Genomic DNA, 20,283 nt, shown 5'->3' with positions numbered 1-20,283 from the left:
AAGCTGGACGAATGCTCTGCCAAGGGGTTCAGCGGCAGGAAACCCTCTATTTTCCACGACTTTTGCCTGATCCTCATACGGACGCGACGGATGGAGCATACAAGGGGCCGTAACCCGGCTCGGCCCGACGGTGATATGCGTGACTAAGTCAAAGGTACCAGCTACCAACTGCTCCTTTGCTGCCGCAATCTGACCTCAAGGGGGCTCGCTCGATGAGGCTTTTTGCTCGATGAGGCTTTTTGTTAGCAAGGCCTCGATGTAAAGCCCCCTGCGAACCGGACGACAAGAAATACCGCGTTCACAGAAAATTATTTAGGAATTGGCAATCCCCCAAATATTTAAATCAACACAATTAAATTAAAGCCAAAACAAATCCCAAACTCAAATTAATTCTTAATTTTCAAATTATTAATATAACTAAATATTTTACTATCAACCTCAAAACCCTTTTCGTCCCTCATTCTCCCAATTCGCTTGATCACCCCTTGCGGAGACGGATTTTTTTCTAGATTTAGTTTTAAAATATTATTTCTTATACCATCCAGAAAAAAAGTGGAGCAAATCAGATTGCCTCTATTAACTCTGTAATAAACCGAATCAACATTAAATAATGTCGTGTTTAATAAATCCATCATTGAAGCGCTTGGGCGCCCGGCAGCCGTGCTCCCAAACTTTCTTGAATACCCATTTTTTATAGCCCAAGTTTCTTCGAGCGGCCACATATCTATCTGGCGCTGTCCGAATAAAAATCTAAAACCACCAAATTTATTCTCAACCGGATTAAAAGATGCCAACGTCTTTTTTAGCCTCTCTTTATCACAGCGAACCACAAAATCCAGATCCGATTCTGAACTTATTTTCCCAAATAAAAAAATATCACGAATTGCCCCCCCAAACAAAACTACATCTTCGAATATTTCAATATTTCTAGAAAAGAAATCAACTATCGTTTCATCGCCATTTTTGGTTTTATTCAATTCAGCATCAATTAATGCAGGCGCATTTTTAATCGACAGAATCATAAGGCCTCGCAACTCTAAATTTGCAAATTAAACGTCTTATAAGATTTCAACTCATCAAGTATATTTAGCGCATAGGAATCAGTCATTCCAGAGATCATATCCGTCAATAATAAGCATCGCCTGTAGTCGATTGGATAAGCACTATCTTCCGGCAGAGGATGCTCGAAAACACGGCGGTAGTTTTCGGATATTCTTGAATAAACATATCGCGCAAACGGATGCTCACCCTTTGGCACGCCGTGAGCATCATCGCTGCTCTGAGCACGCTGAATAGCAAACCAAAATATATCCATTAATTCCGTAATAGTATTAAAGCCTCTCAGCTCAAGCTCCAGAACCGCGCGATTTGTAAATGCATACTTTTTTGTAAAATCACCAAGGCACTCTCTAAGGGCATGAGCTGTGGATTTTTCCAACAAAGGCTCACGATGCGAACCATCCTCTATTTCTTCGATATTGCTTTTTATACAGTCAATTACAGAATTGATCATTGCACCGATCGCATAGACCCGAAATCGTTGAATGGAAATATCATCCAACTCATTTGCAGATAAGCCTAGCTGAGAATATTCTTTAAATTTTTCTTTTGAATCGAAGACAACTTTTTTTACTAATTCATCGTCGCTGCAGTTATTCTCTAGATATACCACAACATCATTAAAAGATGCCAATCCCTTTTTCACACAATCCTCAACATCAATCGTAGCATACGCAATATCATCACATGCTTCCATGATATATGCCAAAGGATGGCGACGACCAATTGAAAGACCGACGGAGTGCAAAACATCTTCAGCAACTTTTCTGTCGGACTCAAAAAAACCGTGCTTCTTCTTTGCACAGAATTTTTTATCTAATTCGTAAGAGGAAGTTGGGTACTTCATCATCGCGGCCAGAGTAGCGCGCGTCAGATCCAATCCGAAGCCATCATTAATCAACTGCAGTCTAGTTACCAGCCTAAATGTTTGAGCATTGCCCTCAAAATTCAAAAAATCTTTAAGTAATTTTTTCTTGTTATCGCCAAATGTTTTTTCGAAATATTTTTCTCTAGATGAGAACCATTTCCTTATTGCAGCCTCACCTTGATGCCCAAAAGGAGGATTCCCAAGATCATGAACCAATCCTACAGCGCCAAGGACTGAAGGGATATTCCTAACCCCATTAGTAATTTCTGGACGAATGGACGTGGAAAATGTGACTCCTATGCTGCGCGCCAAATTTGAAACTTCGTGCGAGTGAGTCAGGCGATTCCGAACGCTATCATTTTTATCAAGCGGGAAGACCTGTGTTTTATCTGCCAGCCGTCGAACAGGAGTTGAAAACAATATTCGATCATGATCCCTTTCCAGCTCTGTTCGATATTCCATTTTCCCTTGGGTATCATTTTTAGAACCTCCAGCACTTTGTTCCGACTCGGCTTTTCTACGCATCGGATTTAAAAGTTTCTGCCATTTTTCTTGCATTTACCCGCCTCGTTGTTGCAATAAAAAAAGCCCTCTGGAGAGGGCTATTGGAGGAAAGGCACTATTTTCGCGGAGGTGGCACGTCCGTACACGAACCATGCGCAATCTCTGCTGCCATGCCAATGCTCTCGCCCAGCGTGGGGTGAGGGTGGATGGTCTTGCCGATATCCACCGCGTCAGCCCCCATCTCGATGGCCAGCACTATCTCGCCAATCATGTCGCCCGCGTGCGTTCCTACAATACCACCACCGAGGATCTTGCCGTGGCCATGGGCCTCGGGCGAGTCGTCGAACAGCAGCTTGGTCACGCCCTCGTCGCGGCCGTTGGCGATGGCGCGGCCAGAAGCCGTCCAGGGGAACAGGCCCTTCTTGACCTTGATGCCTTGCGCCTTTGCCTGGTCTTCGGTAAGGCCCACCCATGCCACCTCGGGGTCGGTGTAGGCCACCGACGGAATCACGCGGGCGTTGAAGGCGGCGGAGGCCAGTTCCTTGTTGCCCTGCAGTTCACCAGCAATCACTTCTGCCGCCACATGCGCCTCATGCACCGCCTTGTGCGCCAGCATGGGCTGCCCCACGATGTCGCCGATGGCGAAGATGTGCGGCACGTTGGTGCGCATCTGGATGTCGACGTTGATGAAGCCACGGTCCGTCACGGCAACGCCTGCCTTTTCGGCGGCAATCTTCTTGCCGTTGGGTGTGCGGCCCACAGCCTGCAGCACCAGGTCGTACACCTGCGGCTCGGGGGCGGTGCCGCCCTCTTCCGCTGGCGCGAACGTGACCTTGATGCCATCAGGGGTTGCCTCTGCACCGACGGTTTTCGTCTTCAACATGATGTTATCGAAGCGCTTGGCATTCATCTTCTGCCAGATCTTGACGAGATCGCGGTCGGCGCCCTGCATCAGGCCGTCCATCATTTCGACCACATCGAGGCGCGCGCCCAGCGTGCTGTACACGGTGCCCATTTCGAGGCCGATGATGCCGCCGCCCAAAATCAGCATGCGCTTGGGCACTTCCTTGAGCGCCAGGGCGCCGGTGGAGTCGACCACGCGTGGATCGTCGGGCATGAAGGGCAGGCGCACTGCCTGACTTCCGGCGGCGATGATGGCCTTCTTGAAGGCGATGACCTTCTTGGTGCCCGTCTTCTCCTGGCCGGTGCCGGTGGTCTCTTCCACTTCAAGGTGGTTGGCGCCGACAAAAGCACCGTAGCCGCGCACGGTGGTCACCTTGCGCATCTTGGCCATGGCGGCCAGGCCACCGGTGAGCTTGCCGATGACCTTTTCCTTGTGGCCGCGCAGCTTGTCGACGTTGACGGCGGGTGTGCCAAAGTCCACGCCCAGGTCGGCCATGTGGCTCACTTCGTCCATGACGGCTGCCACGTGCAGCAGCGCCTTGGACGGGATGCAACCCACGTTCAGGCACACGCCGCCCAGGGTGGCGTAGCGCTCGACGATGATGACCTTGAGGCCCAGATCGGCCGCGCGGAAGGCAGCCGAGTAGCCGCCGGGGCCGCCGCCGAGCACGAGCACGTCGCAGTCCATATCGGCAGTGCCTGCAAAGCTGGATGCTACCGAATTGATAGCTGCTTGCGCTTGTGGGGCGGGCGATGGGGCCTGTTTTTGCTCAGAAACTGCGGGTGCCGGGGCTGTAGCAGGCGCTGGAGCTGCCGCGCCCTGCACTTCCAGCGTCAACACCACCGAGCCTTCGGCGATCTTGTCGCCCAGCTTCACTTTCAGCTCCTTCACAACCCCAGCATGGCTGGACGGGATCTCCATGGAGGCCTTGTCGGACTCCACGGTGATCAGGCTTTGCTCGGCCTTGATGGTGTCGCCGGGTTTGACCAGCACTTCGATGATGGCCACTTCGGCGAAGTCGCCGATGTCGGGCACCTTGATGTCGATGATTGCCATGGTGTGTCTTGCCCTTTCGTTACATCACGATGCGGCGGAAGTCCGCCAGCAGCGAGGCAAAGTACACGTTGAAGCGTGCGGCGGCCGCGCCATCGATCACGCGGTGGTCCCAGCTGAGCGACAGCGGCAGCATCAGGCGCGGTGCGAACTGCTTGCCGTCCCATTTCGGTTCGATGCTGCTCTTGCACACGCCCATGATGGCGACTTCGGGCGCGTTGATGATGGGCGTGAAGTAGCGCCCGCCAATGCCGCCCAGCGAGCTGATGGAGAAGCAGCCACCGGTCATGTCGGCCGGGCCGAGCTTGCCGTCGCGCGCCTTCTTTGCCAGGTCGCCCATCTCTTGCGAGATCTGGACGATGCCCTTCTTGTCGGCGTCGCGGATGACGGGCACAACGAGGCCGTTGGGCGTGTCGGCCGCAAAGCCGATGTGGAAGTACTGCTTGAGCACCAGCTGGTCGCCGTCGAGCGAGCTGTTGAACTCGGGGAACTTCTTGAGCGCGGCCACGGCGGCCTTGATCATGAAGGCGAGCATGGTGACCTTGACGCCACTCTTCTCGTTCTCTTTGTTGAACTGCACGCGGAAGGCTTCGAGGTCGGTGATGTCCGCGTCGTCGTGGTTGGTGACGTGCGGGATGACGACCCAGTTGCGGTGCAGATTGGCGCCACTGATCTTCTTGATGCGCGAGAGGTCCTTGCGCTCGACGGGGCCGAACTTGGTGAAGTCGACCTTGGGCCAGGGCAGCAGATCCAGGACCACACCGGAACCGCCAGAGCCACCGGATGCGGCAGGCGCCTTGGCAGCCTGCGCCTTGGTTTGGGTGGCACCCGCCATCACCTGCTTGGTGAAGGACTGCACGTCGTCTTGCGTGATACGGCCCTTGGGGCCACTGCCCTTGACTTCATCGATGGGCACACCCAGCTCGCGGGCGAACTTGCGCACCGAGGGCGATGCGTGCGGCAGGCCCGCTGTGGGCGTGCCAGGCTGGTGGGCGGGCACGGAGGCCGTAGCGGCGACCGGTGCAACGGCTGCTGCAACCGGTGCGGGGGCTGCAACAGGCGCAGCAGCGGGAGCCGCCGCCGGCGCTGCGGGCGCTGCAGCGGCAGCTGGCGCACTGCCCGCCACCCCTTCCAGCAAGGCCACCAAGTCGCCGATGTTGACGGTGTCCCCAATCTTGACCTTGAGCTCCTTGACCACGCCAGCGGCGGGCGACGGAATCTCCATGGAGGCCTTGTCGGATTCGACGGTGAACAGCGATTGTTCGAGCTTGATGGTGTCGCCCACCTTGACCAGCAACTCAATGACGGCCACGTCCTTGAAGTCACCGATGTCGGGCACGCGCACTTCCACCGGGCCTGCAGTTGCAGGGGCTGCAGCGGGTGCAACCGGTGCTGGCGCAGCGGCCGCAACGGGGGCGGGTGCAACAGCGGCAGGGGCTGGCGCAGCAGCCGGGGCTGGGGCAACCGCGTCTGCCGACTCGACCACGGCAATCACAGAGCCCTGCTTGACCTTGTCGCCCAGGGCGATCTTGAGTTCCTTGACCACGCCCGCGTGGCTGGACGGAATCTCCATCGATGCCTTGTCCGATTCGACGGTGATGAGCGACTGCTCGGCCTTGACCGTGTCGCCCACCTTGACCAGCAGTTCGATCACGCCCACTTCGTCGAAATCCCCGATGTCCGGGACTTGAATGTCTACCAATGCCATTGTTGTCTCCGTTCGGTTTACGCGTACAGCGGGTTGACCTTGTCGGCCTGGATGTTGTACTTGGCGATCGCCTCAGCCACCTTGGTGGCGGGCAGCATGCCGTCTTCGCTCAGCGCCTTGAGCGCAGCGACCACGATGTAGTGGCGGTTAATCTCGAAATGCTCGCGCAGCTTGCTGCGGAAGTCGCTGCGGCCAAAGCCGTCGGTGCCCAGCACCTTGTAGGTGCGGCCCTTGGGGATGAACGGACGAATCTGCTCGGCATAGGCCTTCATGTAGTCGGTGGACGCGACCACGGGGCCTTGCGATGCGGACAGTTGCTGGGTGACGAACGGCACCTTGGCCTCTTCGGTCGGGTGCAGCAGGCTCCATCGCTCGGCGTTCTGGCCGTCGCGGGTCAGTTCGTTGAAGCTTGGGCAGCTCCACACCGAAGCGGCCACGCCCCAGTCCTTTTCAAGCAGTTCTTGCGCAAAGAACGATTCGCGCAGGATGGTGCCGCTGCCCAGCAGTTGCACGGTGGGCGCATCCTTGGGCAGTGCGGGCGCCTGTTTGCACAGGTACATGCCCTTGATGATCTGCTCTTCGGTGCCGGGTTGCAGGCCGGGCATGGGGTAGTTTTCGTTCAGCAGCGTCAGGTAGTAGAAGACGTTTTCCTGCCGCTCGACCATGCGCTTCATGCCGTCGTGCATGATCACCGCGACTTCGTGCGCAAAGGTCGGGTCGTAGCTCACGCAGTTGGGGATGGTGTTGGCCAGGATGTGGCTGTGGCCATCTTCGTGCTGCAGGCCTTCGCCGTTGAGCGTGGTGCGACCCGAGGTGCCGCCCAGCAGGAAGCCACGGGCTTGCATGTCACCCGCCGCCCAGGCCAGGTCGCCAATGCGCTGGAAGCCGAACATCGAGTAGTACACGTAGAACGGGATCATGATCCGGTTGTTCGTGCTGTAGCTGGTGGCCGCCGCGATCCAGCTGCTCATGCCGCCGGCTTCGTTGATGCCCTCTTGCAGGATTTGGCCCGCCTTGTCTTCCTTGTAGTACATGACCTGGTCTTTATCGACCGGGGTGTACTGCTGGCCTGCGGGGTTGTAGATGCCGATCTGGCGGAACAGGCCTTCCATGCCGAAGGTACGGGCTTCGTCCACCAGGATGGGCACCACGCGCGGGCCCAGGGCCTGGTCGCGCAGCAGCTGCGTGAGAAAGCGCACGTAGGCTTGCGTGGTGGAGATTTCGCGGCCTTCGGGCGTAGCCTCCAGGATGGCCTTGAAGGTGTCCAGCGCAGGCACGGTGAAGCTCTCGTCGGCCTTCACGCGGCGGTGTGGCAGGTAGCCGCCCAAGGCCTTGCGGCGCTCGTGCAGGTACTTCATTTCCGGGGTGTCGTCGGCGGGCTTGTAGAAGGGCAGTTCGGCAAGTTGGCTGTCGGGGATCGGGATGTTGAAGCGATCACGGAAGGCCTTGATGTCTTCGTCGCTGAGCTTCTTGGTCTGGTGAACCGTGTTCTTGGCTTCGCCAATCTTGCCCATGCCAAAGCCCTTGACGGTCTTGACCAGCAGGACGGAAGGCTGGCCGCCATGGTTTTGAGCGGCATGGAATGCGGCATAGACCTTTTGCGAATCGTGGCCGCCGCGCTGCAGGTTCCAGATCTCGTCGTCGGTCATGTGCTCGACCATCTTCAGAGTGCGAGGGTCGCGGCCGAAGAAGTTCTTGCGCACGTAGGCACCGTCGTTGGCCTTCATGGCCTGGTAGTCGCCGTCGTTGGTTTCCATCATGAGCTTGCGCAGCGCACCATCATGGTCTTTGGCGAGCAACTCGTCCCAGCCCTTGCCCCAGATGAGTTTGATGACGTTCCAGCCCGCGCCGCGGAACTCGCCTTCGAGCTCTTGAATGATCTTGCCGTTGCCACGCACGGGGCCGTCCAGGCGCTGCAGGTTGCAGTTGATGACAAACACCAGGTTGTCGAGCTTCTCGCGCGCGGCCAGGCCAATGGCGCCCAGGGATTCGACCTCGTCCATTTCACCGTCGCCGCAGAACACCCAGACCTTGCGGTTCTCGGTATTGGCGATGCCGCGGGCGTGCAGGTACTTGAGGAAACGCGCCTGGTAGATGGCCATCAGCGGGCCCAGGCCCATCGACACCGTGGGGAACTGCCAGAACTCGGGCATGAGCTTGGGGTGCGGGTAGCTCGACAGGCCCTTGCCGTCCACTTCCTGGCGGAAGTTGAGCAATTGCTCTTCGCTCAGGCGGCCTTCCAGGTAGGCGCGGGCATAAATACCGGGCGATACGTGGCCCTGGATGTAAAGCAGGTCACCGCCGTGGTTCTCGCTCTCGGCATGCCAGAAATGGTTGAAGCCCGCGCCAAACATGCTGGCCAGCGAGGCAAAGGAGCCGATGTGGCCGCCCAGATCGCCACCTTCGGGCGGGTGATGGCGGTTGGCCTTGACCACCATGGCCATGGCGTTCCAGCGCATGTAGGCGCGCAGGCGCTGTTCGATTTCAAGGTTGCCGGGGCTGCGTGCCTCCTGGCTGGGCTCGATGGTGTTCACGTAGCCGGTATTGGCCGAGAACGGCAGGTCCACGCTGTTCTGGCGGGCGTGTTCCAGCAATTGCTCCAACAGGTAGTGGGCGCGCTCGGCCCCCTCTTTGTCGATGACGGCGGACAGCGCATCCATCCACTCACGGGTTTCCTGTTGGTCGGTATCGGTGGCGGGCGCGTTGCCGTTTCCGGCCTGAGGGTCGGGCTGAGCTGACATGCTTTGTCTCCTGTAGGTGTGGCAGCAATTTAGTACGTTGGCTCTAGTTTCGCATATTTTTTTAGAATTTCAAATGGTGCCCATGCATTTCATATTGCAAGAAAATGCTGCGAACGCACATTGCACTTGCCCCGGATTCCAAGCTGCGGCTCCCCTACACTTGAAGGATGGATTCCCTGCCCCCTCACCCCTCCCCCACAGCCATGGTCGTGGCGGCGCCCGCCCGCTGGTGGCGCAAGTGGTGGCGCGGGTTGTCGCCTACCCGGCAGGACCGGTTTGCGGCGCTGGCACCCTTGGCTGCCGTGCTGATGTTTCTGGCCGCCATCGTGGCGGCGTTCTGGTATTTGCGCGCCGAAGAGGCCGAGCGCGAACAAGAAGCCCTACGGCGTGACGTGGAATACGCGCAACAGCGTGTGCGCCTGCGGCTGCTGGAGCGGCAAGAACAGCTCATGCGCATTGCGCGTGACCTGTCCAACCAAGAGCTGGAACGCACAGAGTTTGTGAGCCGAGCAGAAAGCCTGATCAGCCAATACCCCGAACTGCAGGCGATCACCTGGATCGACGAGCGCCGCCGCATCCGCGCCAGCCATGCAGCGCCCACGCTGGCCAGCAGCGAGCTGCGCATTGCCGGCGAAGTGCTCAAATCCGGCGACACGGCCGACACCTTTGGCCTGGCCCGCGACCTGCAGCAGCCGGTGTATGCCCAGCCCGCCGCAACCTCGGGCGATTCGACCCCGCTGCTCCAGCTGCAAGTGCCCTTGAACAACCAGGGCAAGTTCAGCGGCGTGGTGCTGGGGGAATACTCCATCGACAGCCTGCTGCGCTACGGCACGCCGACCGAGGTGCTGGCGCGCTACGCCGTCACGCTGCTCGATGGCAAGAACCAGGTGCTGGCCGGAACCCCCCTGGGACCGCGCAACACGGCCACACAGCTCCTTCCTTGGTCACCCCGTGCCAACGAATACGAGGTCCCCGTCTCCCCGGTGGGCAACGGGCTGGTGCTCAAGGCACAGGCCTACCGCACCTCGCTGGGCGTGGTGGGCAGCGGGCTGTTCTGGCTGGTGGGCACGCTGAGCGCGATGACGGCCTGGATGCTGATCGCCACCTGGCGCCACACCCGCCGCCGCATGCAGGCCCAGCAGGCCCTGGTGGCAGAGACGAACTTCCGCCGCGCGATGGAGAACTCCATCCTGACGGGCATGCGCGCGCTGGACATGGAAGGCCGCATTACCTATGTGAACGCCGCTTTCTGCCAGATGACTGGCTGGAGCGAGGCCGAATTGGTGGGCCTGAAAGCACCCTTCCCCTATTGGCCCGACTCCGACCACGAAGCCTTGCACGCCAAGCTGCGCGACGAACTGTCGGGCAAAACCATCGTCGGCGGCTTTCAGGTGCGGGTGCGGCGCAAAAGCGGCACGCTCTTCGATGCGCGACTGTATGTGTCGCCCCTGATCGATGCACACGGCCAGCAGACGGGCTGGATGACCTCGATGACGGACATCACCGAGCCCAACCGCATCCGCGAACAGCTTTCCGCATCGCACGAGCGCTTCACCATCGTCCTGGAATCGCTGGACGCCTCGGTGTCGGTGGCCCCGCTGGGCAGCGAAGAACTGCTGTTCGCCAACAAGCTCTACCGCCAATGGTTCGGCTCGCAGACGGGCGGCCACCTGCAGCTGGTGGCGCAGGCGGGCGTGGTGCCAGTAGCGGGCACGGAGCACACGGGCATGGACGACGAAGACGGACTCATGGGCCTGCCCACCGACCCACTCACCAGCGCCCGCACCGAGAACGCCGAAATCTACCTGCCCGACCTGGGAAAATGGCTCGAAGTACGCTCGCGCTACCTCAACTGGGTGGACGGCCGACTGGCCCAGATGGTGATTGCCACCGACATCACCCCCCGCCGCCAGGCCGAGGAGCAGGCGGCGCGCCAGGCCGAGCGCGCCCAATCCGTCAGCCGCCTCATCACCATGGGCGAGATGGCCTCCAGCGTGGCGCACGAATTGAACCAGCCGCTCACGGCCATCAACAATTACTGCAGTGGCATGGTCTCGCGCATCCAGAGTGGCCAGCTGACCGAAGAAGCGCTGCTCACGGCACTGCAAAAGACCGCCCACCAGGCCCAGCGCGCGGGCCAGATCATCCAGCGCATCCGGGCCTTTGTGAAGAAGAGCGAGCCCAACCGCACCCTGGCCGACGTGCATTCGATGGTCAACGAAGCCGTGGAGCTGGCCGACATCGAGCTGCGCCGACACAACGTGCGCCTGACGCACTATGTGGCCGCCCGCCTGCCGCCTGTGATGGTGGACACCATCCTGATCGAGCAGGTGCTGGTCAACCTGATGAAGAACGGCGCCGAAGCCATCCAGCACGCCAACCGTCCACCGTCGGGTCGCAGCGTGGAACTGCGCGTGGTGCCCAAACACGTCGAAGACCGCGAAGTGGTGGAATTTTCGGTGCAGGACACCGGCAAGGGCCTGGCCCCCGAAGTGCTGGAGCGCCTCTTCGAAGCCTTCTTCTCCACCAAGGAAGAAGGCATGGGCATGGGCCTCAATCTGTGCCGCAGCATCGTCGAGTCGCACCAGGGCAGGATGCTGGCGGAGAACCTCTACAATGGATCCGAGGTCACGGGCTGCAAGTTCTCCTTCTGGCTGCCGCTTGCCAAGCCTGCTGATGCCACTACAAATTCTGTAGCAAACAATCAAAAACCAAGGACAATTGCATGAGCTTGATTCCGAAAAAAGGCACTGTCTACGTTGTGGACGACGACGAGGCAGTTCGCGATTCCCTGCAGTGGCTGCTGGAAGGCAAGGACTACCGGGTGCGTTGCTTTGATTCGGCCGAGACCTTTCTCTCACGCTACGACCCCCGCGAAGTCGCCTGCCTGATTGTGGACATCCGCATGGGCGGCATGACGGGCCTGGAGCTTCAGGATCGACTGATCGAGCGCAAGTCCCCCCTGCCCATCGTGTTCATTACAGGCCACGGCGATGTGCCCATGGCCGTGAACACCATGAAGAAAGGCGCGCTGGATTTCATCCAGAAGCCTTTTGACGAAGAAGAACTGGTCGGACTCGTCGAGCGCATGCTCGACCACGCCCGCGAAGCCTTCGCCGGCTACCAGCAGGCCGCCAGCCGCGATGCCCTGCTGTCCAAGCTGACCAGCCGCGAAGCCCAGGTGCTCGAACGCATCGTGGCCGGTCGCCTGAACAAGCAGATTGCCGACGACCTGGGCATCAGCATCAAGACGGTGGAGGCGCACCGTGCCAACATCATGGAGAAGCTCAACGCCAACACCGTGGCCGACCTGCTCAAGATCGCCCTCGGCCAAAACGCCCCCAAGGGTTGATACTCACATTTTGATAGCTTCTCGCGCTTGCTGATAAAGCGCTAGAGACCAATTTGACTCATATTCTCTGACATGACAGCCCAACTCATCGACGGCAACGCCCTTTCCCGCCAACTGCGCGCCGACGTGGCGCAACGCGCCGCCTCCCTGAAAACCCGTGGCGTCACCCCCGGGCTGGCCGTTGTCCTGGTGGGCGACAACCCTGCCAGCCAGGTGTATGTGCGTAACAAGGTCAAGGCTTGCGAAGACAGCGGCTTGTACTCCGTCCTCGAAAAGTACGAGGCCGACATGACCGAAGCCGCGTTACTGGCCCGTGTGGAGGCCCTCAACAACGATCCGGCCATTCACGGCATCCTGGTGCAGTTGCCCCTGCCCAAACACATTGATGCGCAGAAGGTGATCGAAGCCATCTCGCCCGCCAAGGATGTGGACGGCTTTCACATCGCCAGCGCCGGGGCTCTGATGACTGGCATGCCCGGCTTCTGGCCATGCACACCCTATGGCTGCATGAAGATGCTGGAAAGCATCGGCTACGAGCTCAAGGGCAAACACGCCGTGGTCATCGGCCGCAGCAACATCGTGGGCAAGCCCATGGCGCTGATGCTGCTCGGCCAGAACGCCACCGTCACTATTTGCCACAGTGCCACCCAGGACCTCAAGGCTCAAACCCTGCAGGCCGATGTGATCGTGGCCGCAGTCGGCAAACGCAATGTGCTGACCGCCGACATGGTCAAGCCTGGCGCCGTGGTGATTGACGTGGGCATGAATCGCAATGACGAAGGCAAACTCTGCGGCGACGTGGACTTTGACGGCGTCAAGGAAGTGGCCGGCTGGATCACCCCCGTGCCTGGCGGGGTTGGCCCCATGACCATTACCATGCTGCTGGTGAATACCATCGAAGCCGCTGAGCGCACTGCAGGGCACTGACCTGGGTCAGTGCTGTCGATGTCGGCGGCTTTGCAACTTGAACCTGCGCCATATGGCGCCATCTGATTTCGCATGAGCAACGCCCTTCTCGACTTCTCGGACCTCCCCCATTTCGACCGCATCACACCGCAGGACGTGGCGCCTGCCGTGGATGTTCTGCTGGAGCGTGCCAATGCCGCGCTGGAGACCGTCACCGCACCCGACTTTCCAGCCCGCTGGGATGCGATTGCGAAAGTGCTGGATGTGGCCACCGAACGGCTGGGCACCGCCTGGGGCAGCATCAGCCACCTCAACAGCGTGGCCGACACCCCTGAACTGCGCGCAGCCTACAACGCCGCCTTGCCCAAGGTCACCGAGTTCTGGACGCGCCTGGGTGCCGATGAACGCCTGTACGCCAAGTACAAGGCCATCGACCCCGCTACCCTGACTGCAGAGCAGCGGCAGGCACACCTGAACGCGGTGCGCAACTTTGTGTTGAGTGGCGCGGAGCTGACCGGTGCCGCCAAGGAGCGTTTTGCGCAGATCCAGGAACGCCAGGCCGAGCTGAGCCAGAAGTTCAGCGAAAACGCCCTCGATGCCACCGACGCCTACGCTTACTACGCCACGGCCGAAGAGCTCGATGGCATTCCAGACGATGTCCAACAGGCCGCGCTGGCCGCAGCACAGGTAGACGGCAAGGAAGGCTACAAGCTCACCCTGAAGATGCCCTGCTACCTGCCGGTCATGCAGTTTGCCGCGCGCAGCGACCTGCGCGAGAAGCTCTACCGCGCCTATGTGACCCGTGCCTCCGACCAGGCTGAGGGCGATGCACGCAAATTCGACAACACAGCGCTGATCAGCGAAATCCTGGCACTGCGCCGCGAAGAGGCCCAACTGCTGGGCTACGCCAATTTTGGGGAAGTGTCCGTGGTGCCCAAGATGGCCCAATCTCCGGCGCAGGTGATCACCTTCCTGCGTGATCTGGCCCGACGCGCACGCCCCTACGCCGAGAAGGATATCGCCGACCTGCGCGCGTTTGCCGCCGAACACCTGGGCCTGGCCAATCCGCAGGCCTGGGACTGGCCCTACATTTCCGAAAAACTCAAGGAAGCGCGCTACGCCTTCAGCGAGCAGGAGGTCAAGAAGTACTTCACGGCGCCCAAGGTGCTGGCGGGCCTGTTCAAGATCATCGAAACCCTGTTCGAAGTGTCCATCCGGCGCGACACGGCCGCCGTCTGGCACCCAGCCGTTGAGTTCTACCGCATTGAGCGCACGCACCCGGAGGGCGCCCATAAGGGCACCCAGCTGGTGGGCCAGTTCTACCTCGACCAACCTGCACGCACCGGCAAACGCGGCGGCGCATGGATGGACGATGTGCGCACACGCTGGCTGCGCCCCGACACGGGCGTGCTGCAAACCCCGGTGGCGCACCTGGTGTGCAACTTCGCCAGCGGCGTGGACGGCAAGCCACCGCTGCTCACTCACGACGACGTGATCACCCTCTTCCACGAGTTCGGCCACGGCTTGCACCACATGCTCACCCAGGTGAACGAGCGCGACGTCTCGGGCATTGGCGGTGTGGAGTGGGACGCGGTGGAGCTGCCCAGCCAGTTCATGGAGAACTTCTGCTGGGAATGGGATGTGCTCAAGCACATGACGGCCCATGTGGACACGGGCGAGCCCCTGCCCCGCGCGCTGTTCGACAAGATGATTGCCGCCAAGAACTACCAGAGCGGCATGCAGACGCTGCGACAGATTGAGTTCTCGCTGTTCGACATGCTGCTGCACACCGAACACGACCCGGCCCAGGACATCATGCCTCTGCTGGACCAGGTGCGCCGCGAAGTGGCCGTGCTGCAGCCCCCGGCATTCAGCCGCACGGCACACACCTTCAGCCATATCTTTGCGGGCGGGTATGCCGCTGGCTACTACAGCTACAAATGGGCCGAGGTACTGAGTGCAGACGCCTACGCAGCCTTCGAGGAAACCGCTGGAAGCGACGGTCTGCCGAGTATAGAAACGGGTCGCCGCTACCGCCAGGCCATCCTGGAAGCCGGTGGCAGCCGCCCTGCGATGGAATCGTTCAAGGCCTTCCGGGGCCGCGAGCCCAGCCTGGAAGCCCTGCTGCGCCACCAGGGCATGGCGGAAGAATCGACTGCCTGAGCGAACCGAACCCACGGCCTGAAATGCACACGTTGCACCCAGGCCTGACGACAAAGAAGGAGCAAGGAGAATGAACATGCACAAGCCACTGACCGCCCCCCTGTTGGCGACTTTGCTGATGACACTGGCCTGCGCCAGCGTGCAGGCACAAGGCGTCTACCGCATCGTCGGCCCGGATGGCAAAGTGACGTTTTCGGACCGACCTCCCGCCGATGCCAACGCTCAGCCCGCCCGCATGGCCAATGAGGCGCCCGCTGTTGCCAACGGTGCGCTGCCCTACGAGCTGCGCCAGGTTGCCAACCGCTTTCCGGTCACTCTCTACACCGGCAACGACTGCCCGCCCTGCACCTCTGCGCGCAACCTGCTCACGTCACGGGGTGTCCCGTTCACCGAGCGCACCGTGTCCAGCAACGAAGACATCGCGGCGTTTCAAAGGTTGAGTGGCGGTACCGGCCTGCCCTTTGGCACCATCGGCGGCCAGCAGCTCGCAGGCTTTTCCGAAGGGGAATGGGTACAGTATCTGGACGCTGCGGGCTACCCGAAACAATCCGCATTGCCCCGAAACTACCGCCAGCCAGCGCCTACGCCGCTGGTGGCCGTCAAGGCGGCAGAACCCGCAGCAGCGGCCTCGGCCCCAGCGCCCGCAGCACCGTCCAGGGCACGCCCGCCCGCACCTGTCAATGATGGGCCATCACCCAGCAATCCCGCAGGTATCCGGTTCTGATCCACGGAGTGCGAGAACGCGCTGCCAACTGCCAAAACAAAGGGGCCTTTTCAAGCCCCTTTTTCTTTGCCAGAAAAACTGCTCAGGAGTTCATGCTCAATAGGTGAGCGTTTTCACACCCTGTGCGGTGCCCAACAGGCAGACAGACGCCTTCTGGTGGGCAAAAACCCCCACCGTCACCACCCCCGGCCACTGGTTGATGTCGGATTCAAACGCCAAAGGGTCCGTGATCGAGAGCCCACGGACATCCAGGATGTGTTGACCGTTGTCGGTCACCAGAGGTTGCCCATCCCGCATCCGCAGCTGCGCCTGGCCACCCATCGCCGCAAAACGCCGTGCAATGTGGTTGGCAGCCATGGGGATCACCTCGACCGGCAAGGGAAACTGCCCCAGCGCCTGGACCAGCTTGGATTCATCGGCAATACACACAAAACGCGTGGCCAGAGCCGCGACGATCTTCTCGCGCGTCAGCGCAGCGCCACCGCCCTTGACCATATGGCCTTTGCCATCGATCTCGTCGGCACCGTCGATGTAGACCGCAAGCGAAGCAACTTCGTTGGCATCAAACACTGGAATACCGAGCGCCTTGAGCCGCTCCGTGCTGGCCACCGAGCTGGAGACAGCACCCTTGATCTGGTCCTTGATGGTGGCAAGTGCGTCAATGAACTTGTTGACGGTGGAGCCGGTGCCTACACCCACAATCTCGCCAGGCACCACATATTGCAGCGCGGCTTGGCCAACCAGGGTCTTGAGTTCGTCTTGGGTCAGGGAAGTGGTGGTCGTCATGGGAGAAAATCAGGGGTAATCCTGAATTATCCCCCCATGTCCCTGATCCCCTACGCCCTCACCCGCCCCTTTCTCTTCGGCATGGATGCCGAAACCGCCCACGAACTCACCATGGACATGCTGGCACGCGGGCAGCGCACTCCGCTGCAGTGGGCCTGGTGCAACGAAACCGTGGACGACCCCGTGGAACTGGCAGGCCTGACTTTTCCCAACCGCGTGGGGATGGCGGCAGGCCTGGACAAGAACGCCCGCTGCATCGACGCGCTGGGTGCCATGGGCTTCGGCTTTGTCGAGGTGGGCACGGTGACGCCCAAGGCGCAGCCCGGCAACCCCAAGCCGCGCATGTTCCGCCTGCCCGAAGCCCGCGCGCTGATCAACCGGCTGGGCTTCAACAACGAGGGCCTGGACGCCTTCCTGCACAACGTGCTGCAGGCGCAATTTCGCACCCAAAGCCGCAAACATCCCCTGCTGCTGGGCCTCAACATCGGAAAGAACGCCACCACCCCCATCGAGAATGCCACCAGCGACTACCTGACCTGCCTGGAGGGCGTCTACCCCCACGCCGACTACGTGACGGTCAACATCAGCTCACCCAACACCCAGAACCTGCGCGCACTGCAAAGCGACGCGGCCCTGGATGCCCTGCTGGGTGCCATCGCCGAGCGGCGTGAGGCCCTGGCAACACAGCATGGCCGCCGCGTGCCGGTGTTCGTGAAGATTGCCCCCGACCTCGATGAAGCCCAGGTGTCCGTGATCGCAGCCACACTGCAACGCCACGGGATGGACGGCGTGATCGCGACCAACACCACCATCAGCCGCACTGCAGTGCAAGGCCTGCGCCATGCAGGAGAGACCGGCGGCCTGAGCGGAGCGCCGGTCTTGGAGGCCAGCAACCAGGTCATCCGCCAGTTGCGGGCCGCACTGGGCAGCCGCTTTCCCATCATCGGTGTGGGCGGCATCATGAGCGCAGAGGATGCCGTCAGCAAGGTCCGCGCGGGCGCCGACGTGGTGCAGATCTATACCGGACTGATCTACGAAGGCCCCGCTTTGGTGGTGAAGGCCGCAAAGGCCATCAAAGCCATGGGGTGAGTCCAGGTCGCCCCGCTGAACCGGAAACACAAAGAGCCGCTGTGATCAGCGGCTCTTTGTGTTTGCGAGAGGCAGGCCGCCTTGCGCAGGTGCGTGCAGCACCGGCCTAGCGCCGCAGCCGCATCAACATGGGCAGCAGCACACCCGCCCAACGAATCAGGCGGCGCGGCCCTGCCACCAAGGCAACCCCTGCCATGGCCGCAACCGCCAGGGGATGCTCCCGCGCAAACCCTGCGGCGCGAAGCGCCAGGGATTCGTCCATGCCGCCCGCCCCAGGGTCACGTTGCGCCAAGGCCAGCGACTGGGCTCGCGCAGCCCTGCGGGCGCGAAGACGTTCGCGTTGCAGGCCAATACGGTCCAGCACCCGCTGCTGGGCAGCCGTCGGCGAGGGAACCACAGGCTGCGACATGGGAGACGGAGATGAAGAGGTCGTCGCCATTACAAACGCTCCTTGATGTCACGCCAGTCCTGCGCAAGTTCGCGGCGCGTGAGGGCGAAGCCATTGCCCGCCTTCTGAACCACGGAAACCAGCGACATCAGCGTCGCGGCCCATCCCACAGTCCACACGGCCGCGACCAACCAGGCCACCAGCGTGCGATGGGGGGTATCCCAGAAATGAACCAGCACCGCCAACGAAAGCATGATCAAAGCCACCACCGTGAGCCCTGCCACCACGATGGTCAACACCAGCATCTGCTGCAGGCGCTGTTTCTGATCCTGCCATTCCAGACGGGCGAGGTCCATCCGGTCTTCGGCCGCAATGGCGCCTTCGATCACATTGGCGCGCCACCGGGCCACCAGCGACTCCAGCCCCAGAAGAGAAAGCCAGTTCATGCGCAGCCCCCGTGTTGTGCAACCGAGCCCTGACGGCCCGGATCAGCGGCGTGCAAGCAGGAAGCCCACCAGCGCGCCCACCGCCAGTGCGGCCCCGGCCACGCGCCATGGTTCATCATGCGCATAGCGGTCGGCCGCAAGTGCCGCTTCTTTGGCCTGGCGGGCGGCATCTTGCGCCGCACGCACGGCAGACTCGCGCACGTTGTGCATGCCATCGTCAAGACGCTGGCGCAGCAGCTTGATTTCCGGAACCGCGTCGAGATCTTTGTTGGCCAGTAGCCCCCGCAGATCAGAAACCAGCTTTTCCAGTTCGCCCTGGGTCGTGGTGGTGTCGGAAGCAGTCATACAAGCCTTTCTTTAAGCAACAAAAAAATCAGTCAGCCCTGTCGGCAGAGCCGTGCAAAACACCAGTTCATCTTAGTCATCCGCTCTGTTCCCCTTCGTAGGACGGGGTCTCAAGAGGTTACCGATTGCAAATGGCTTACCCCAGATCAAACGAGTGCGGCCACATGTTCTGCAATCGCCAGAGAACTTGTCAACCCCGGGGACTCAATGCCAAACAGGTTCACGAGACCGGGGATGCCATGGACTGATGGTCCCTGGATCACAAAGTCCGCTGCCGGCTCATCCGGTCCGTGGATCTTGGGCCGCATGCCCGCATAGCCGGGTGCCAGCGCCCCGTCGCGCAGTGCGGGCCAGTACTTGCGGACCTCGGCGTAAAACGCATCTCCGCGTGCGGGGTCTACCAACAGGTCATCTGGCGAATCCACCCACTGCACGTCGGGGCCGAACTTGGCCTGCCCACCCAGGTCCAGTGTCAGATGCACGCCCAGGCCTGCGGCCTCGGGCACGGGGTAGATCAAGCGGCTGAAGGGGGCTTTGCCGGACAGCGTGAAATAGCTGCCTTTGGCACAGCGAGCATGGGGCACATGATCCACCCCCAGCCCTGCGAATCGGCGGGCCAGCGCGGGGGCGTGCAGCCCTGCTGCATTGACCACCGTGCGCGCTCGCAAGCGCGTACCGTCGAATGCTTCCAAATTTATAGCATCTTGCGCACATTCCGCAAGCGCCAGGGGCGAATTCAGTGCAACAAGTCCCCCCGCATGCTCCAGATCGCCCTGCAGCGCGAGCATCAGGGCATGGCTGTCCACAATGCCGGTACTGGGCGAAAACAAAGCGGCAACACATTCCAGCGCAGGTTCCATGGCCTGGGCTTCATGGCGACCTAGCCAGCGCAGATCCAGCACGCCGTTGGCTTGCGCCCGCGCCTGGATGGACTCAAGACTTGACAACTGGCCCGTCGAGGTTGCCACCAGGAGTTTGCCGCAGCGGCGGTGAGGCACATTGCGCTCAATGCAGTAGGCATACAGCATGTCTCGGCCTCGCACGCACAGCTTGGCCTTCAACGAATCGGTAGGGTAGTAGATCCCGGCATGGATCACCTCGCTGTTGCGCGAGCTGATACCCGTTCCGATGGCATCGGCAGACTCCAGCACCATCACTTCGCGGCCCTGCAGGGCCAGCGCCCGCGCGACGGCAAGGCCCACGACACCCGCACCAACCACCACACAATCAACAGCATCCGCCATCAC

General features: G+C 60.7%; 16 protein-coding genes. 6 read left to right on the top strand and 10 right to left on the bottom strand.

What is annotated here, in order from left to right:
• Positions 1–386 precede the first annotated feature (386 nt).
• The 5 genes from ACT89O_RS12725 to aceE form a co-directional block, all read right to left on the bottom strand.
• The gene (locus ACT89O_RS12725) at positions 387–1,022 is read right to left on the bottom strand and encodes a hypothetical protein (protein ID WP_487260193.1); all 636 of its coding nucleotides are present in this window, start codon (positions 1,020–1,022) and stop codon (positions 387–389) included.
• A gap of 14 nt (positions 1,023–1,036) precedes the next feature.
• Entirely contained in the window at positions 1,037–2,485 is a 1,449-nt protein-coding gene (gene dgt, locus ACT89O_RS12720; RefSeq protein WP_487260192.1) for a dGTP triphosphohydrolase, read from the bottom strand.
• Positions 2,486–2,546: 61 nt separating this feature from the next.
• Entirely contained in the window at positions 2,547–4,391 is a 1,845-nt protein-coding gene (gene lpdA / locus ACT89O_RS12715; RefSeq protein WP_487260191.1) for a dihydrolipoyl dehydrogenase, read from the bottom strand.
• 19 nt (positions 4,392–4,410) lie between these two features.
• Positions 4,411–6,096: a dihydrolipoyllysine-residue acetyltransferase gene (gene aceF, locus ACT89O_RS12710; RefSeq protein ID WP_487260190.1), complete on the bottom strand. Its 1,686-nt coding sequence runs from the start codon at positions 6,094–6,096 to the stop codon at positions 4,411–4,413.
• A gap of 17 nt (positions 6,097–6,113) precedes the next feature.
• Positions 6,114–8,837: a pyruvate dehydrogenase (acetyl-transferring), homodimeric type gene (gene aceE, locus ACT89O_RS12705; RefSeq protein ID WP_121506474.1), complete on the bottom strand. Its 2,724-nt coding sequence runs from the start codon at positions 8,835–8,837 to the stop codon at positions 6,114–6,116.
• Positions 8,838–9,004: 167 nt separating this feature from the next.
• Between aceE and ACT89O_RS12700 the strand changes: the two genes are divergently transcribed.
• The 5 genes from ACT89O_RS12700 to ACT89O_RS12680 all read left to right on the top strand — a co-directional run bounded on the left by ACT89O_RS12700 (position 9,005) and on the right by ACT89O_RS12680 (position 15,982).
• Complete coding sequence (locus ACT89O_RS12700; RefSeq protein WP_487260189.1) at positions 9,005–11,566, top strand: PAS domain S-box protein; 2,562 nt, start codon at positions 9,005–9,007, stop codon at positions 11,564–11,566.
• A complete protein-coding gene (locus tag ACT89O_RS12695; protein ID WP_007848524.1) occupies positions 11,563–12,189 on the top strand; it encodes a response regulator transcription factor in 627 nt (208 codons plus the stop codon). The genes ACT89O_RS12700 and ACT89O_RS12695 overlap by 4 nt, the downstream gene beginning before the upstream one ends.
• Positions 12,190–12,261: 72 nt before the next feature.
• On the top strand, positions 12,262–13,116 hold the full coding sequence (gene folD / locus ACT89O_RS12690) for a bifunctional methylenetetrahydrofolate dehydrogenase/methenyltetrahydrofolate cyclohydrolase FolD (protein ID WP_228895231.1): 855 nt from the start codon (positions 12,262–12,264) through the stop codon (positions 13,114–13,116).
• Between the two features lie 72 nt (positions 13,117–13,188).
• Positions 13,189–15,258 (top strand): M3 family metallopeptidase, encoded by a 2,070-nt coding sequence (locus tag ACT89O_RS12685; RefSeq protein WP_487260188.1) that lies wholly within the window; start codon positions 13,189–13,191, stop codon positions 15,256–15,258.
• A 70-nt stretch (positions 15,259–15,328) separates the two neighbouring features.
• Positions 15,329–15,982 carry a glutaredoxin domain-containing protein gene (locus ACT89O_RS12680; RefSeq protein WP_487260187.1) on the top strand — a complete coding sequence of 218 codons (654 nt, stop codon included), beginning with the start codon at positions 15,329–15,331 and terminating at the stop codon, positions 15,980–15,982.
• 96 nt (positions 15,983–16,078) lie between these two features.
• Here the strand turns inward: ACT89O_RS12680 and rpiA are convergent, their stop codons facing one another.
• On the bottom strand, positions 16,079–16,768 hold the full coding sequence (rpiA, locus tag ACT89O_RS12675) for a ribose-5-phosphate isomerase RpiA (protein WP_487260186.1): 690 nt from the start codon (positions 16,766–16,768) through the stop codon (positions 16,079–16,081).
• Positions 16,769–16,804: 36 nt separating this feature from the next.
• On the opposite strand from rpiA, the gene ACT89O_RS12670 reads away from it, so the two are divergent.
• On the top strand, positions 16,805–17,857 hold the full coding sequence (locus tag ACT89O_RS12670; RefSeq protein WP_487260185.1) for a quinone-dependent dihydroorotate dehydrogenase: 1,053 nt from the start codon (positions 16,805–16,807) through the stop codon (positions 17,855–17,857).
• A 106-nt stretch (positions 17,858–17,963) separates the two neighbouring features.
• On the opposite strand, the gene ACT89O_RS12665 is transcribed toward ACT89O_RS12670, so the two are convergent.
• The 4 genes from ACT89O_RS12665 to ACT89O_RS12650 all read right to left on the bottom strand — a co-directional run bounded on the left by ACT89O_RS12665 (position 17,964) and on the right by ACT89O_RS12650 (position 20,280).
• Positions 17,964–18,296, bottom strand: coding sequence for a hypothetical protein (locus tag ACT89O_RS12665; protein WP_487260184.1), 333 nt, complete (start codon positions 18,294–18,296; stop codon positions 17,964–17,966).
• Entirely contained in the window at positions 18,296–18,691 is a 396-nt protein-coding gene (locus ACT89O_RS12660; RefSeq protein WP_055395878.1) for a phage holin family protein, read from the bottom strand. The genes ACT89O_RS12665 and ACT89O_RS12660 overlap by 1 nt, the downstream gene beginning before the upstream one ends.
• Positions 18,692–18,733: 42 nt before the next feature.
• Entirely contained in the window at positions 18,734–19,036 is a 303-nt protein-coding gene (locus ACT89O_RS12655; protein ID WP_008904788.1) for a DUF883 family protein, read from the bottom strand.
• Between the two features lie 146 nt (positions 19,037–19,182).
• Positions 19,183–20,280, bottom strand: a complete 1,098-nt coding sequence (locus ACT89O_RS12650; RefSeq protein WP_218301029.1) for an NAD(P)/FAD-dependent oxidoreductase — start codon at positions 20,278–20,280, stop codon at positions 19,183–19,185.
• Positions 20,281–20,283: the final 3 nt, after the last annotated feature.

The sequence above is a fragment of the Acidovorax sp. NN32 genome, from assembly GCF_057597245.1.
The sequence above is the reverse complement of the archived record's forward strand: the minus strand, read 5'-3'. Positions and strand labels throughout refer to the sequence as shown.